This is a genomic window from Streptomyces cinereospinus, from assembly GCF_042430725.1.
Lineage (GTDB): Bacteria > Actinomycetota > Actinomycetes > Streptomycetales > Streptomycetaceae > Streptomyces > Streptomyces cinereospinus.
This window is the reverse complement of sequence record NZ_JBHMCY010000050.1, coordinates 24266-39304: the sequence shown is the minus strand read 5'-3', so window position 1 is coordinate 39304 and position 15039 is coordinate 24266. Positions and strand designations below refer to the sequence as shown.

Annotated in this window: 14 protein-coding genes and 1 tRNA gene; 3 read left to right on the top strand and 12 right to left on the bottom strand. The window is 73.0% G+C overall.

The features are described 5' to 3' along the window. Positions 1 to 69: 69 nt before the first annotated feature. From ACFF45_RS23810 to ACFF45_RS23800, 3 genes are read right to left on the bottom strand one after another with little or no spacing between them, the layout of a single operon-like run. Positions 70 to 954, bottom strand: a complete 885-nt coding sequence (locus ACFF45_RS23810) for an SDR family oxidoreductase (protein WP_381348480.1) — start codon at positions 952 to 954, stop codon at positions 70 to 72. After that, positions 951 to 1877, bottom strand: coding sequence for an alpha/beta fold hydrolase (locus ACFF45_RS23805; protein ID WP_381348479.1), 927 nt, complete (start codon positions 1875 to 1877; stop codon positions 951 to 953). The genes ACFF45_RS23810 and ACFF45_RS23805 overlap by 4 nt, the downstream gene beginning before the upstream one ends. Then, positions 1874 to 3388 (bottom strand): flavin-containing monooxygenase, encoded by a 1515-nt coding sequence (locus tag ACFF45_RS23800; RefSeq protein ID WP_381348478.1) that lies wholly within the window; start codon positions 3386 to 3388, stop codon positions 1874 to 1876. Before ACFF45_RS23800 ends, ACFF45_RS23805 begins: the two co-directional genes overlap by 4 nt. 140 nt (positions 3389 to 3528) lie before the next feature. Here ACFF45_RS23800 and ACFF45_RS23795 point away from each other — a divergent pair, with 140 nt between their 5' ends. Then, a complete protein-coding gene (locus ACFF45_RS23795; RefSeq protein ID WP_381348477.1) occupies positions 3529 to 4194 on the top strand; it encodes a MerR family transcriptional regulator in 666 nt (221 codons plus the stop codon). Between the two features lie 32 nt (positions 4195 to 4226). Here the strand turns inward: ACFF45_RS23795 and ACFF45_RS23790 are convergent, their stop codons facing one another. Further along, positions 4227 to 5045 carry an exodeoxyribonuclease III gene (locus ACFF45_RS23790; RefSeq protein WP_381348476.1) on the bottom strand — a complete coding sequence of 273 codons (819 nt, stop codon included), beginning with the start codon at positions 5043 to 5045 and terminating at the stop codon, positions 4227 to 4229. Positions 5046 to 5112: 67 nt separating this feature from the next. On the opposite strand from ACFF45_RS23790, the gene ACFF45_RS23785 reads away from it, so the two are divergent. Then, positions 5113 to 5589 carry a GNAT family N-acetyltransferase gene (locus ACFF45_RS23785; protein ID WP_381348475.1) on the top strand — a complete coding sequence of 159 codons (477 nt, stop codon included), beginning with the start codon at positions 5113 to 5115 and terminating at the stop codon, positions 5587 to 5589. 58 nt (positions 5590 to 5647) lie between these two features. On the opposite strand, the gene ACFF45_RS23780 is transcribed toward ACFF45_RS23785, so the two are convergent. From ACFF45_RS23780 to galU, 7 genes are all read right to left on the bottom strand, one after another. Then, positions 5648 to 5721 (bottom strand) — tRNA-Ala (locus tag ACFF45_RS23780). 81 nt (positions 5722 to 5802) lie between these two features. Continuing rightward, entirely contained in the window at positions 5803 to 7047 is a 1245-nt protein-coding gene (gene sepX, locus ACFF45_RS23775; RefSeq protein WP_381348474.1) for a divisome protein SepX/GlpR, read from the bottom strand. Between the two features lie 221 nt (positions 7048 to 7268). Beyond that, positions 7269 to 7907, bottom strand: a complete 639-nt coding sequence (locus ACFF45_RS23770) for a GNAT family N-acetyltransferase (protein WP_381348473.1) — start codon at positions 7905 to 7907, stop codon at positions 7269 to 7271. 26 nt (positions 7908 to 7933) lie between these two features. Next, a complete protein-coding gene (locus ACFF45_RS23765) occupies positions 7934 to 8470 on the bottom strand; it encodes a MogA/MoaB family molybdenum cofactor biosynthesis protein (protein WP_381348472.1) in 537 nt (178 codons plus the stop codon). Then, positions 8467 to 8979, bottom strand: a complete 513-nt coding sequence (gene moaC / locus ACFF45_RS23760) for a cyclic pyranopterin monophosphate synthase MoaC (protein WP_381348471.1) — start codon at positions 8977 to 8979, stop codon at positions 8467 to 8469. Before moaC ends, ACFF45_RS23765 begins: the two co-directional genes overlap by 4 nt. An 83-nt stretch (positions 8980 to 9062) precedes the next feature. Further along, positions 9063 to 10385 carry a molybdotransferase-like divisome protein Glp gene (gene glp / locus ACFF45_RS23755; protein WP_381348470.1) on the bottom strand — a complete coding sequence of 441 codons (1323 nt, stop codon included), beginning with the start codon at positions 10383 to 10385 and terminating at the stop codon, positions 9063 to 9065. 4 nt (positions 10386 to 10389) lie between these two features. Beyond that, entirely contained in the window at positions 10390 to 11292 is a 903-nt protein-coding gene (gene galU, locus ACFF45_RS23750; RefSeq protein WP_381348469.1) for a UTP--glucose-1-phosphate uridylyltransferase GalU, read from the bottom strand. A gap of 93 nt (positions 11293 to 11385) precedes the next feature. Between galU and ACFF45_RS23745 the strand changes: the two genes are divergently transcribed. Further along, positions 11386 to 12012, top strand: coding sequence for a 5-formyltetrahydrofolate cyclo-ligase (locus ACFF45_RS23745; protein ID WP_381348468.1), 627 nt, complete (start codon positions 11386 to 11388; stop codon positions 12010 to 12012). Positions 12013 to 12084: 72 nt separating this feature from the next. Here ACFF45_RS23745 and ACFF45_RS23740 read toward each other — a convergent pair whose 3' ends face one another. Continuing rightward, complete coding sequence (locus tag ACFF45_RS23740) at positions 12085 to 14964, bottom strand: penicillin acylase family protein (protein ID WP_381348467.1); 2880 nt, start codon at positions 14962 to 14964, stop codon at positions 12085 to 12087. Positions 14965 to 15039 lie beyond the last annotated feature (75 nt).

Genomic DNA, 15039 nt, shown 5'->3' with positions numbered 1-15039 from the left:
CACTCCCGTTGTGGGTAAGGGATGGGGCCTCGACCAGATTTGCACGCACGAACACGCTGCGCATGTCGATCAACTACGCTGTGTAGCACGGGCCTGTTCGTCGGCCGCGCCGCCCGCGCCCACCAGGCCCGTCCGCATTCCCCGCAGCCGCGGCGCGAACCGCCGCATCTCGCGCTGCCCCACCGTCCCGATGAGCGCGGGCAAACCGCCGCGCACGCCCTGCATTCCGCGCAGCCACCACTGCCCGTACACGTGGCTCCGCCGCCGCTCGATCCCGGCCACCATCCGGTCCACCGCCGGTCCCAGCGGGTACGTCTTGCCGGCCGGCCACGGCAGCCGCTGCCGCAACTCCCGCATGACGTCGTCCTGATCGGCCCCGCGCACCATGTCGGTGTCGGTCCACGACAGGTACGCGACGCCGACCCGCACGCCCTGGTGGCCGACCTCGGCGCGCAGACTGTGCGCGTACGCCTCCACGCCCGACTTGGACGCGCAGTACGCGGTCATCATCGGCGCCGGCGTGATCGCGGCGAGGGAGGCGACCTGGAGCAGGTAGCCCCGGCTCTCGGTGAGCGCCGGCAGGAAGGCGCGGGCGGTCACCGCGGAACCGATGAGGTTCACCTCGATCACCCGCCGCCAGGCCTCCGCGTCGGAGTCGGCGAACGGCCCGCCGGCCGCGACGCCCGCGTTGGCGACGACGATGTCGACCTTGCCGAAACGCTCCTTGACCTCCTGGGCCACCCGCGCCATGGCCGCGTGGTCGGTGACGTCGGCGTACCAGTGGCCGCTCTCGCTGTGCAGCCTGCCGGAGACCCGCTCGAGCTCGTCCGGTTCCAGGCCGACCAGCGCCACCTTGGCGCCGCGCGCCGACAGCTTGCGGGCGAGCAGTTCCCCGACGCCCCGGGCGGCGCCGGTGACGACCGCGACCTGCCCTTCCAGACCGACCCTGCTCATGCGCCCTCCCCGAGCGGTTCCTGCGGTGCGTACGTGCTGACGAGTTCGCGTATCTTCCCGGTGACCAGCCCGGGAGCCTCCACCGGGGTCATGTGCCCGAGGCCGGGCAGCTCGGTGAGCCCGACGCAGTGCGGCAGCGCGGCGGCCAGCGCACGGGCGTGCACCGGGGGCGTGAGCCGGTCCTGCGTGCCGACCACGACCGCCGTCGGCACCCGCAACTGCCGTACTCCGTGGTCGAGATCGAGCAGGCACAGCACCTGCGACCAGGTGTGGCGCACGGTGCGCGGGCAGGCGTGCACGATCCGCGCGCACGCCTCCACCATGTGCGGCGCGGAACCGGCGCCCATGGTGGCGTACTTGAGGATCCGGCGCGCCAGGGGCGTGACCGGCCCGAGGGGGGCGCGGGAAGCGAGGACGCGCCCGGTCAGCCAGGTGCGCAGCCCGCCCGCGCGCAGCGGCACCACGGTCGACTCGGCGATCAGCCGGGAACTGCCCGTGCTGCACAGCAGTACGGCCGCCGCGTGCGCGCGGAAACGTTCCCGCCCGGCCGCCGCCATGACCGTCATGCCGCCCATGGAGTGCCCGGCGACCACCGCCCGCTCCCCGGCCGCGAGGGTCGCGGCGAGCACCGCTTCCAGGTCGTCGGCGAGCGCCTTTGTGCTGCACAGGCGGCTCGCGGGACTGCGCCCGTGGCCGCGCTGGTCGTAGGCGATCACCCGGTGACCGGTGGCGAGGGCGCGGATCTGCGCGGCCCAGAAGGCGGTCGAGCAGGTCCAGCCGTGCACCAGGACGACGGCGGGCGCCCCCTCGGGGCCGTGCACCTCCACGTGCAGGCGGGCGCCGTCGGCGGAGGTGACCGTCAGTTCACGGGCGGGGGCGGGCGGGGCGTAGGGGCCGGAGGCGACGGGCAGCAGGCGGCTCATACGGTGGCCTCCCGCGGGTCCGCGCCGGCGGCTCCGGCCGCCGAGGGGCGCAGCACCTCGTACTCCGCCAGGTCCACCCGGCGCGTCGCGCGCCGGAACTCGCTCGTGGTGCCGGGCCAGACCGTGGTGTTGCGGCCGTCGGCGTCCAGGTACCAGCTGGTGCACCCGCCGGTGTTCCACACCGTGCGCCGCATGCGCTGCTGCACCCTGTCGTTCCAGGCGCGGACGGCGCGGGGGCGCGCGTCGAGGGCCGCCCGGCCGCCGAGCACGTCCAACTGCCGCACGTAGTCGGCCAGGTAGTTCAGCTGGGACTCGATCATCAGGATCATGGACGAGTTGCCCAGGCCGGTGTTGGGCCCGATGACCGTCATGAAGTTCGGGAACCCGGCCGCCGAGGCGCCGCGCAGGGCCTCCATACCGCCCTTCCAGGCCTCCGCGAGCGTCCGGCCGTCCGCCCCGACGACCCGCTCGGCGATCGGCATGTCGGTGACGTGGAAGCCGGTGCCGAAGACGATCGTGTCGGCCTCGGCCTCGGTGCCGTCGGCGGCGACCAGGGTCGAGCCGCGGACCTCGCGCAGCCCGCCGGCGACCACGTCCACGTTGGGCCGGGCGAGCGCCGGGTAGTACTCGCTGGACAGCAGGATCCGCTTGCAGCCGATGCGGTAGTCGGGGGTGAGCTTGGCACGCAGGGCCGGGTCCTTGATCGCGCGGGCCATGTTCCGCTTGGCCAGCCGCTCGACGAAGCCCAGCTCCTCGGGGTGCTTGGTGAACGCCTGGACCTGCAACTCCCGGACGCCCCAGAGCAGTCCGCGGCGCAGCCGGGCCGACAGCGGCAGCGCCCGGTGCAGCCGCCGCTCGGCACCGGTGATGGCGCGGTCGACGCGGGGCATCACCCAGGGCGGGGTGCGCTGGAAGAGCACCAGCCGGCCGGCCCGGGGCTGGATGGCGGGCACGATCTGGATGGCGGACGCGCCGGTGCCGACCATGGCGATCCGCCTGCCGCGCAGATCGTGGCCGTGGTCCCAGCGGGCGGAGTGGAACACCGTGCCGGGGAAGGTGTCCAGCCCCGGGATCTCGGGGATCTTCGGGTCGGACAGCGGCCCGGTGGCGGAGACCACGAGGTCGGCGGTGAGGGTGCCGGAGACGGTCTCGATCACCCACCGCAGCTCGGCGCCGTCCCAGGTCATCCGCTTCACCTCCGAGTCGAAGCGGATGTGCGGGCGCAGCCCGAACAGGTCCGTGACGCGCTCCAGATAGGCGCGGATGTGCTCCTGGCCGGAGAAGGTGCGCGGCCAGTCGGGATTGGGCGCGAAGGAGAACGAGTAGAGGTGGGACGGTACGTCGCAGGCGCATCCGGGATAGCTGTTGTCCCGCCAGGTGCCGCCGACGCCGCCGGCCCGTTCCAGCACGACGAAGTCGGTGATCCCTTCGCGGCGCAGCCGCACGGCGGCCCCGAGCCCGCCGAACCCCGACCCGACCACCGCCACCCGTACATGCTCGTGCTCGGCCATACCGACGCCCTCCATGCCGTTCCGCGACTCCACAACCCCGCCAGTGAACACTGGCGCAATCGGAGGGTAGAGTAACGGCGTACCGATGGGTAGGGGCCGGTCCACAGAAAGTTACCGGCGGTACGCCTTAGGGTGCGGACGTGACGGAGAAGCGTGAGTACCGCGTGGAGGAGCTGGCCCGGCTGGCCGGCATCACGGTGCGCACCCTGCGCTTCTACCGCGAGCGCAAGCTGCTCCCGCCACCCCGCCGGGAGGGCAGGATCGCCTGGTACGACGACCACCACCTGGCCCGGCTGCGCACGATCGGCGCGCTGCTGGAGCGCGGCCACACCCTGAGCGGCATCGCGGAGCTGGCCGAGGCCTTCGACCACGGCCGGGACGTGGCCGACCTGCTCGGCGTCGACACCCCCACCGAGGAGGAGCCGGTCCGCCTCACCCCCGAGGAACTCGCCGCCCGCTTCGAGGGCGAGGTCACGCCCGAGAACCTGGCCGCCGCGCTGCACCTGGGCCACCTCGGCACCGACGGCGACGAGACCGTGCACATCAGCCGCCGCCTGCTGGACGTGTCGGCGGCGCTGGTGCGGGAGGGCGTCCCGCTCGCGGAGGTGCTCCGGGCGGGGAAGGAGGCCCGCGCGCACGCCGACGCCCTGGCCGCCCTCTTCACCGACCTGGTGCTGCGCCACGCCTCGGCCCGGGACCTGCCCCGCCTGCGCCCGCTGGCCCGCAGCGTGGTGGACGCCGAACTCTCGCTGGCACTGGACCGCAGGATGCGCGAGCGGCCCCGGGACCTGCCGGACGGTCCCTAGGGGCGTCTCGCGAGCCGGACGGGAAGGGTCCGTCAGGTCCGGGCCTGGTGGCGGTCGTAGACCACCGTCACCGGGGCGTGGTCCGACCACCGCTCGCCGTGGCCGGCGGCGCGCTCCACGCAGGCCTTGACCGCCCGCCGCGCGAGCCCGGGCGTGGCGACCTGGTAGTCGATGCGCCATCCGCTGTCGTTGTCGAACGCCCGCCCCCGGTACGACCACCAGGTGTACGGCCCCTCGACGTCCGGGTGCAGGGCGCGCACCACGTCCACGTAACCGCCCGCCTGCGGGTCGAACACGGTGGTGAGCCACGCGCGTTCCTCCGGCAGGAAGCCGGAGTTCCTGGTGTTGCCGCGCCAGTTCTTCAGGTCGGCCTGCCGGTGGGCGATGTTCCAGTCGCCGCAGACGAGCACCTCGCGCCCGCCGGCGGCGGCCCGCTCCCGCAGGCCCTTGAGGTGGGCGAGGAACTCGCCCATGAAGCGGACCTTCTCGTCCTGCCGCTCGGTGCCGACCTCGCCGGACGGGAGGTAGAGGGAGGCGATCGTCACCCCGGGCAGGTCGGCCTCGACGTAGCGCCCGCTGCCGTCGAACTCGGTGGACCCGAACCCCACCCGCACGGCGTCCGGTTCGCGCCGCGTGTACAGGGAGACACCCGCGCGCCCCTTGGCGGCCGCCGGCGCGTGCGCCACGTGCCACCCCTGCGGCGCCCGGACGTGCTCGGGCAGCTGCTGCGGCTCGGCCCGCACCTCCTGCAGGCAGAGCACGTCGGCCCGGGTCCCGGCGAGCCACTCCACGAAGCCCTTCTTCGCGGCGGCGCGCAGCCCGTTGACATTCACAGAGGTCACAGTGAGCACCGGGGCACCTTACCGGCACACTGGACGAAGTCCGGATTCCCTGCCGCATAGATGTACGGTCATCAACATGCATATACGCCCTGTTCCCTTCGACCACCCCGACGCCGTGAAGCTCAACGACGAGGTCCAGGCCGAGTACCACGAGCGCTACGGCGACGGCGGCGACGCCACCGCCCTCGACGCGTCGGACTTCCGGCCGCCGCACGGCGTGTACCTGATCGCCTACGACGAGGCCGACCGCCCCGTCGCGACCGGCGGCTGGCGCAGCCAGGAGAAGAACGACGAGGGCAACGAGGACGGTGACGCGGAACTCAAGCGGATGTACGTGATCAGGGAGCTGCGCGGCCGCGGCCTCGCCCGGCGCATGCTCGCCGCGCTGGAGGACGACGCCCGCGCCGCCGGCCGGGTCCGCATGGTCCTGGAGACCGGCACCCGGCAGCCGGAGGCCATGGCCCTCTACACGTCCGGCGGCTACGAGCCCTGCGCCAAGTTCGGCTACTACCGCCACCACGAGGCGAGCCGCTGCTTCGCCAAGCCCCTGTGACCGCGGGCCAACACGTCGAAGCCCCCACTGACTTGGTCGGTGGGGGCTTCGAGCTGCGTGGACCTGTGGGGATTTGAACCCCAGACCCCCTCGATGCGAACGAGGTGCGCTACCGGACTGCGCCACAGGCCCTTGCAACGAGTGAAACTCTAGCACCCCGATCGGGGTGCTTGGAAATCCGTTCCCGCCGGTCCCGGGCCCGGGGCCGGCGGGCTACTCGTTGGCCGCCCGCGGCCGCTCCCCGTCCTCGTACTGGTCGAACAGCGGCGTACGCCCCCGCTCCCGCGCCCGCCGCGCCGAGGCCGCCCGGCGCCGCGCGTCCCCGCGTCCCTCGCCGTCCGCCTTCTCCGCCGCGCCGTCCGCGTCCCCGCTCCCCTCCGGCTCCGCGCCGGCCGGGGAGCCGGTCGCGGGCGCCCCGGCGCCGGGCTCGCGCACGTCCGCGGCAGCCTCCTGGTCCGGGGCCACCGGACCGGACCGCGCCGAACTCCACGCGTCCAGCGCGCCGAGATCGACGTCCGCCGTCGCCCGCGGCGCGACCGGCGCCGTCACGTACGTCGGCAGCGGCACCGGCACCGGCTCCCAGCTCTCCCCGCGCCCGGGCCGCCGCTGCCGCTCCCGCTGCTGATCGACCCACTCGGCGTGGTCGGTCTGCTCCACCAGTGCCCGCCGGTCCGCGGCCAGCGCCGACAGCCCGGGGTCGGTCTCCGGCTCGGAGCCCTCCTCGGGCTCGTCGGAGTCCGCCTCGGCCACCGCGTGGCGGCGCGGCTGCCGCGCCCGCTCCCGCAGCCGCTGCGCCGCGTCCTCCGCCCGGCGCCGGTCCATCTGGTACGCGAAGCGGCGGCGCTCCTGCGCCCGCAGGTACACGATGTACCCGCTGAGCAGCACCGCGGGCACGCCCGGCGCCCACAGGAAGGCGAGGCCGCCCACGGCCGCGACGACCGTGCCGAGCGTGAAGGCGAGGAAGAGCATGATGGTGGTGCGCCGGCGGCGCGCGAGCACCTTCGAGCGCCGGGCGCGTGCCGCGGCCGCCTCCGCGCCGGGGGCGCGGCGGGCCGGGGGGACCGGGGTGCGCGCGGGTGCGGGCGCGTCGTCCCGGCCCGGGGCGGGGCCGGCCGTGCGGGCGCCGGACACCGGCCCGGCTCCCGCTGCCGCCGCCTGGAGGACGCCCTCCGCCCGGGGCCGGGCCGGGGGCACGGCGAAGGCCCGGACGTCCACCGAGTCGGTGACCGCGTCCGGGTCGTCGAAGCCGGGCTCCTCCTCGTCGGCGGAGCGCGCCCGCAGGTCCTTGGCGTACCGGCGCTCCATGCCCGCCCGTCCGGACAGCAACCGGATGGCTGTGCTGAAGCGTTCCGTCGGACGGGCCTCGTTCAGCTCGTCCTGCCTACGGAGCCACATCGGCACCAAGTAGGCGGCCCAGGCCCCGACAATGACTGCGTAGATGAGGCCGCTGCTGCTCACGCCTCACACGGTAGAGGGGTTTGCGTGAGGCCATCTGCCAATTGAGCCGGTGTGTCGCACGATCTGGCTGATATTTCGAGCTTTTTTTGTGATCCATGCGATCAGCAGCGGGCCGACCCGCTCGCGAAGGGAATGGTTCCAGATCGGTCGCGAGCCGATCAATTTCGAACACTTATTCAATTACCTGCCGGGCGGGGCCCGGCAGGTCCCGGGCAGGACGGTCAGGCGGGGTTCCCGGGAGCGTTCTGCGGCATGTCCTGCGCGTTCCCCGGGGAGTTCCGCGCCCGGGTCCGGCGCCAGCGGGTCAGCAGCCCGTCCCGGACCTCCTCCGCCGTCAGCGCGAACACGAGGTGGTCGCGCCAGGCGCCGTCGATGTGCAGATAACGGGGCCTGAGGCCCTCCTCGCGGAATCCGAGTTTCTCGACCACGCGCCGGCTGGGCCCGTTCTCGGGGCGAATGCAGACCTCGACGCGGTGCAGGCCGAGGGTGCGGAAACAGTGGTCGACGGCGAGCGCGACGGCCGTCGGCATCACACCCCGGCCGGCCACCGCCTCGTCCACCCAGTAGCCGACGTGGCCCGAGCACATCGAGCCCCAGGTGATCCCGGCGACCGTCAACTGCCCCACCAGCCGCCCCTGGTACTCGATGACGAACGGCAGCATCCGGCCGGCGTTCGCCTCCGCGCGCAGATGGCGGACCATCTGGCGGTACGTCGGCCGGTGCGCGACCGGCCCGCCCGGCGCGGGCGGCGGGATGGTCGCCTCCCAGGGGCGCAGCCAGTCGCGGTTGCGCCGGTTCACCTCGCGCCAGACCCGCTGGTCGCGCAGCTTTATCGGCCGGAGGACGACATCGCCCTCCACCAGTTCGACGGGCCAGGATGCGCTGTTCAGCTCGCACCCCCACTGCCCGGTCCGGGATGGTCACCGCCGCGGATCTGGTCGACGGCGTGCCTCAGCAGGGGCTCCAGCACGGCCAGCCCGTCGCGTACGCCGCCGGTCGAGCCGGGCAGGTTGACGATCAGCGTCCCGCCCGCCACCCCGGCCAGCCCCCGGGACAGGGCGGCGGTGGGCACCTTGTCCCGGCCGTACGCCCGGATCGCCTCCGCGATGCCCGGCACCTCGCGGTCGAGCACCGCGCGGGTGGCCTCGGGGGTGCGGTCGGTGGGCGAGACACCGGTGCCGCCCGTGGTGACGATCACGTCGTACCCGGCGTCCACGCCCGCCCGCAGCGCGGCCCGGACGGGCTCCCCGTCCGGCACGACCCGCGGGCCGTCGACGGCGAACCCGAAGCCCTTCAGGCCGTCCGCGATCAGGGGGCCGCCCCGGTCCTCGTAGACCCCGGCGGCGGCCCGGTTCGAGGCGGTGATCACCAGCGCGCGGTACGCCGCGGCCGGCGCGCCGCCGAGCGCCGCGTCGTCCGTCATGCCCGGCTCCAGTCGCCCGACGTGCCGCCCGTCTTCTCCTCCACCCGCACGTCCGTGATGACCGCTCCCTTGTCGACCGCCTTGACCATGTCGATCACGGTGAGCGCGGCGACGGAGACCGCGGTGAGCGCCTCCATCTCGACGCCCGTGCGGTCCGTGGTCTTCACGGTGGCGACGATCTCCACCGCGTCGTCCGCGACCGACAGGTCCAGTGTCACACCCGACACCGACAACGGGTGGCACAGCGGGATCAGGTCCGGGGTCCGCTTGGCGCCCATGATCCCCGCGATCCGCGCGGTGGCGAGGGCGTCGCCCTTGGGGACCCCCTCGCCGCGCAGCAGCTCGATCACGCGGGGCGCGACCAGGACGCGTCCGCTCGCGCGCGCGGTGCGCGCGGTGACGTCCTTGCCCGACACGTCGACCATGCGGGCGGCGCCCGCGTCGTCGATGTGCGTCAGTCGGTCCTGCGCGGGGGATCCGGGGGTCTGCCCCCGGGAAGGCACGGTCATGGTGTGGCGCTCCCGGTCCGGGCCCGTCGCGGTGCGGCGCACGGGCCTGTTGTGCGCGACACGGTACCCCCAACCCGCGGGGCTCAGCCGAGCAGGACCACCTCGACCTCGGCGCCCGGCTCGACGGACTCCGCGTCCTCGGGGACGACGATCAGCGCGTCGGCCTGGGCCAGGGCGGCGACCAGGTGGGACCCGGCCCCGCCGACCGGCGTCACCCGCCCGTCGGCGTAGCTGCCGCGCAGGAACTGCCGGCGTCCCTTCGGCGAGGTCAGCGCCGCGTCCGCGGCGAGGGTCGCCCGGGTGCGCGGCCGGTGCACGTCCGCCAGGCCCATCAGGGTGCGGATCGCGGGGCGGACGAAGAGCTCGAAGGACACGTACGACGACACCGGGTTGCCGGGGAGGGCCAGCAGGGGGGTGTGCTCGGGGCCGATGGAGCCGAAGCCCTGCGGCTTGCCGGGCTGCATGGCGAGCCGGCGGAACTCGATGCCGCTGCCCGGTTCGTCCTCGTCGCCGACGTGCGACAGGGCCTCCTTGACGACGTCGTACGCCCCGACGCTCACGCCTCCGGTGGTGACCATCAGGTCGGCGCGCACGAGCTGGTCCTCGATGGCGGTGCGCAGCGTCTCGACGTCGTCGGCGACGGCGCCCACCCGGTAGGCGATGGCGCCGGCGTCGCGGGCGGCCGCGGTGAGGGCGAAGCTGTTGGAGTCGTAGATCTGGCCGCCGCCCAGTCCCTCGCCGGGCTGGACCAGTTCGCTGCCGGTGGAGAGCACCACCACCCGCGGGCGCGGGCGGACCCGGACCGTGCCGCGGCCGATCGCGGCGAGCAGGGCGATCTGCGGCGGGCCGAGGACGGTGCCCGCCGCAAGGGCGCGGTCGCCGGCCTTGACGTCGCTGCCCTGGGCGCGCACGTGCGCGCGGGCCTCGGCCGGCCGGTGCACGCGCACCTGCCCGGCGGCGCCCTCGGGTCCGAGGCTGCGGGCCCGCATCCCGGTGGCGGGGCCCCCGCCGAGGCCGCCGTCGGTCCACTCCACCGGCACCACCGTCTCGGCGCCGGGCGGCAGGGGGGCACCGGTCATGATGCGGGCGGCCTGGCCGGGCCCCACGGGCACCAGCTCGGCCTGGCCCGCGGCGACGTCCCCGACGACCTCCAGGACGGCCGGGAACTCCTCGCTCGCGCCCGCGACGTCCGCGACCCGTACCGCGTACCCGTCCATGGAGCTGTTGTCGAACGGCGGCAGGGAGACCGGCACCGTGACGTCGTCGACCAGGACGCAGCCCTGGGCGTCGAGCAGTTGCAGCTCGATGGGTTCGAGGGGGCGGACGGTGTCGAGGATGTCCTCCAGGTGTTCGTCCACCGACCAGAGGTGGTCCTGGCCGGTGGCGCGGGGCGCGGCGGTGCTCAAGTGGCTACATCTCCTCGGTGACGTAACTGCGGAGCCAGGTCCGGAAGTCCGGGCCCAGGTCTTCACGTTCGCACGCGAGTCTGACAATGGCACGCAGGTAGTCGCCACGGTCACCGGTGTCATAGCGGCGGCCCTTGAAGACGACGCCGTGCACCGGGCCGCCGACCTTCTCGTCCTGCGCGAGCTGCTGCAGCGCGTCGGTCAGCTGGATCTCGCCGCCGCGCCCGGGCTCGGTCGTGCGCAGTATGCCGAAGATGCCCGGGTCGAGGACGTAGCGGCCGATGATGGCGTAGTTCGACGGGGCGTCCGCCGGGTCCGGCTTCTCGACCAGTCCGTTGACCTTGACGACGTCGCTGTCCTCGGTCATCTCGACGGCGGCGCAGCCGTAGAGGTGGATCTGCTCGGGCTCGACCTCCATGAGCGCCACGACGCTGCCGCCGCGCTGCTCCTGGACGTCGATCATGCGCTGCAGGAGCGGGTCGCGCGGGTCGATGAGGTCGTCGCCCAGGAGCACCGCGAAGGGCTCGTCGCCGACGTGGGGTGCCGCGCACAGGACGGCGTGGCCCAGGCCCCTGGGGTCGCCCTGGCGCACGTAGTGCATGGTCGCGAGGTCGCTCGACTCCTGGACCTTGGCGAGACGCTCGGCGTCGCCCTTCTTGTCCAGGGCCGACTCGAGCTCGTAGTTGCGGTCGAAGTGGTCCTCGAGGGGGCGCTTGTTCCGGCCCGTGATCATGAGGACGTCGTCGAGACCGGCCGCGACGGCCTCCTCGACCACGTACTGGATCGCCGGCTTGTCCACGACCGGCAGCATCTCCTTGGGAGTGGCCTTGGTGGCCGGCAGGAACCGGGTCCCGAGCCCTGCTGCGGGAATGACAGCCTTGCTGATCCGTGGTTGCGCCTGAGTCATGTCCGCAACCATATCCGGTGGCTTTGCGGAGAATCTGCGGCTCCGGTCAGTTCATGCTCATATGAGCACTTCGAGACGGTACGGGAGCGACAGATGAGCCACCTCGGACACATGGGCGAGCCTGACAAGCGGACGTTGCGGCAAGAACTCCTCGGGATGAGGAACAGGTTGCCCGCAGGTGACGTGGAGGAGGCCTCGGCCGTGCTCGCGGAACGGGCGCTCCAACTCCCCGAGCTGGCGCACGCGCGCACGGTGGCGGCGTACGTCTCGGTGGGCGCCGAGCCCGGCACCGTGGCGCTGATCGACGCGCTGCGCGCGCGGGGCGTACGCGTCCTGCTTCCGGTGCTCCTGCCCGACCACGACCTCGACTGGGGCGTCTACACCGGGGAGGGCTCCCTGGTGCGCGTGCAACACCGGGGGAGGATGGCGCTCTTGGAGCCCGCCGGCGAGCGTCTCGGGCCGGACGCCGTGACCGGCGCCGACGCCGTGCTGCTGCCGGGGCTCGCGGTCGACGCGCGCGGGATGCGTCTCGGGCGCGGCGGAGGGTCCTACGACCGCGTCCTGGCGCGGCTGGAGCGCGCGGCGGCCCGCCCCGCGCTCGTGGTGCTGCTGTACGACACGGAGGTCCTCGCGCGCGTGCCCGCCGAGCCGCACGACCGGCCGGTGCAGGCGGTGGTGACACCGTCCGGGGTGCGCCGCTTCGCGGGCTCCGGGAGCTGAGGCCCGGGGAACGCCGAAGGGCCCTCCACGCGCGCGTGGAGGGCCCTTCGGCACGGTGTCGCCGTCAGCGGGTCACGGCTTCAGCACGAGTGTGTCGCTCGTGCTCCTGTCGACCGCCTGCTCGGTGAACGACCAGTCCAGCAGCTCGCCCTTGGCCCACTTGTCGGTCTGGTCGGTGTAGTGGGCGTTGTAGGCGTGCCCGGAGGCGCCGGTGAGGTTGATCCACTTCGACTTGTCGAGGTCGTCGAGGTTGACCACCATGCGCATCGACGGCACCCAGACGACGTCGTAGCCGCCGGCGGCGTTCCACCCGGTGGCGTTGACCGTCGACTCGCCGCCGCCGAGCTCCCAGGGGCCGCGGTTGAGGACGTACTGGAGGAAGCCGGGGCCGCTGGTGCCGAGCGTCTGGTTCTCCAGGAACAGGCGGTGCAGCCGGCCCCAGCTCCAGGAGTCGATGTCCTTGCCGAGCTCGGCGGTCAGCTCCCAGCGGGCGTCGATCATGGCACGCTCGAACAGCTCGTCGCGGTTGTCGGCGCCGGGGCGGGTGCCCGACTTGGGCGTCGTCCACCAGTCGCTGTCCTGGTCGTCCATCAGGCCGCGCACCACCTCGAACCAGCGGTCGCCGCCGTCCGGCTGCGCCTGGCCCGCCTCGCGCTCGCCGCACTCGCGCACCCGGCGGTCGTCGTCCACCGGGCCGGTGGTGTCGACCGGCTCGACCCACAGGCACTGGCCCTTGACGCGCAGCTCCCTGGGCAGCTTGTTGCCGAACGCCAGCTTCAGGACGTTGCGCCAGACCGAGTTGAAGTAGGCGGCGGCCGCCGAGTCGGCGTCCTGGGTGTAGTCCCAGCCCTCCAGGAGCTTCTGCGCGTCGCGCACGTCCCTGTCGTCGAGGTCGATCTTCAGCAGCTGCGGGACGAGCAGCTTGGCGATCTCGCTGCTGCTGTCCGTCTGCATCTGCCGCATGTCCTCGGTGGAGACCTTGCCGCCGCCCTTGATCTTCGACTCGATCAGGTCGGTGATCCGCTGGCTGCGGGCGCCGTAGCCCCAGTCCGTGGTCAGCGTGTAGGGGTAGTCCTCACCGACGACGGCCTGGTTGGCGGTGACGATGTAGCCGCGCTGCGGGTCGTACTCGTAGGGCAGCTCGTCCTGCTCGACGTAGCCGGTCCAGCTGTACGCGGAGTCCCAGCCCGGCGCCGGCACGGAGCCGTCGTGGCCCTCCGCGCGCGTGGGGATCCTGCCGGGCAGCGTGTAGCCGATGTGGTTGTCGGTGTCGGCGTAGACGAGATTCTGCGAGGGCACCTCGAACAGGGCCGCCGCGGCGCGGAAGTCCTCCCAGCCGGCCGCCTTGTTCAGCGCGAAGACGGCCTCCATGGTGGTGCCCGGCTCCAGCGCGGTCCAGCGCAGGGCGATGCCGTAGCCGTCGCCGCGGTCGGGAGCGGCGGTGTCGACGGTGGCCTTCCGGCCGACCTTCACCAGCTGGTCTTCGCGATCGGACAGCAGCGGTCCGTTGTTGGTCTCCCGGACCACGATCTTCTTGGACTCGCCGCCGGCGACCTCGATCGTCTCCTCGTACGTGGTGAAGGGCTTCACCTTGCCGTCGTAGAGGTAGCCGTCGCCGGTGAGCTTCTCCAGGTAGAGGTCCGTGACATCGACGCCGGAATTGGTCATCCCCCAGGAGATGTCCTGGTTGTGACCGATTATCACGCCCGGCATGCCGGCGAAGGTGTAGCCGGAGACGTCGTACTGGCACGTGTCGGAGACCGTGCGGCAGTGCAGGCCCATCTGGTACCAGACGGACGGCAGCGCGGGCGACAGGTGCGGGTCGTTGGCGAGCAGCGGCTTGCCGGTGATGGTGTGCGCGCCGCCGACGACCCACGAGTTGGAGCCGATGCCGTTGCCGTTCACGCCGACGGCCTCGGGCAGGTCCTCCAGCTCGGCGTAGAGGCCCGTGAGCTGGCTCTGGAGCGCCGAGGAGTCCGCCGAGGAGGAGACCGCCGAGGCGTCCGTGGAGCCCGTCCCGTCGCCCGTGGAGGTGCCGTCGGAGATGCCGTCGGACGAGGTGCCGTCCGAGGAGATCCCGTCGGACGAGGTGCCGTCCGAGGAGATCCCGTCGGAGGAGGTCCCGTCCGCGGACGTGCCGTCCGCCGAGCCGTCGTCCGCGGTGCCGCCGCCGAAGGTCTGGGTGAGGTCGTCGTACTGGCCCTGCCGGACGACGACCTGGTTGCGGTCGTACGGGTAGCGCGGGTACAGGTCGGCGATCTGCTTCGGGCCGAGGCGGCTGGTCATCAGGGCGCGGTCGATCTCGTCCTGCATGTTGCCGCGCAGGTCCCAGGCCATCGCCTTCAGCCACGCCACCGAGTCGACCGGGGTCCACTTCTGGGGCTTGTAGTCGTTGCTGAGGCCGAAGGCCGCGTACTCCAGGGAGATGTCCTCGGCGTTCTTGCCCGCCAGGTAGGCGTTGACTCCCTCGGCGTACGCCTGGAGGTACTTCTTGGTCGCGGCGGAGAGCTCGGTGTCGTACTCCTTCTGCGCGGTGCGCTGCCAGCCCAGCGTGCGCAGGAACTCGTCGTTCTCGACCTGTCCCTCGCCGAACATCTCCGACAGGCGTCCCGCGGTCATGTGCCGGCGGACGTCCATCTCGTAGAACCGGTCCTGGGCCTGGACGTAGCCCTGGGCCATGAACAGGTCCTCGTCGGAGGAGGCGTAGATCTGCGGGATGCCGTAGCCGTCGCGCTTGACGTCGACGGGTGCGGTCAGGCCCGGCAGCGTGATCGAGCCCTTGGTCTGCGGGAAGGAGGCACGCACGGTGCTGATGGACCAGTACGCGCCGAAGGCGATGCCGCCCAGGACGGCCAGCACCAGCACGAGCACGATCAGTCGGGCTTTGCGCCCCTTCTTCCTGCCGGACTTGCCGGGCTGCTGACCCGTTGAGGCGGTGGTGTTGGGGGGCATCGCTGTCCTTGCTGTCCTAACGCGAGCGGCAGGCGGTACTGGAGTGCTGGAGCAACCATAGGCGCAGGGCCCGGT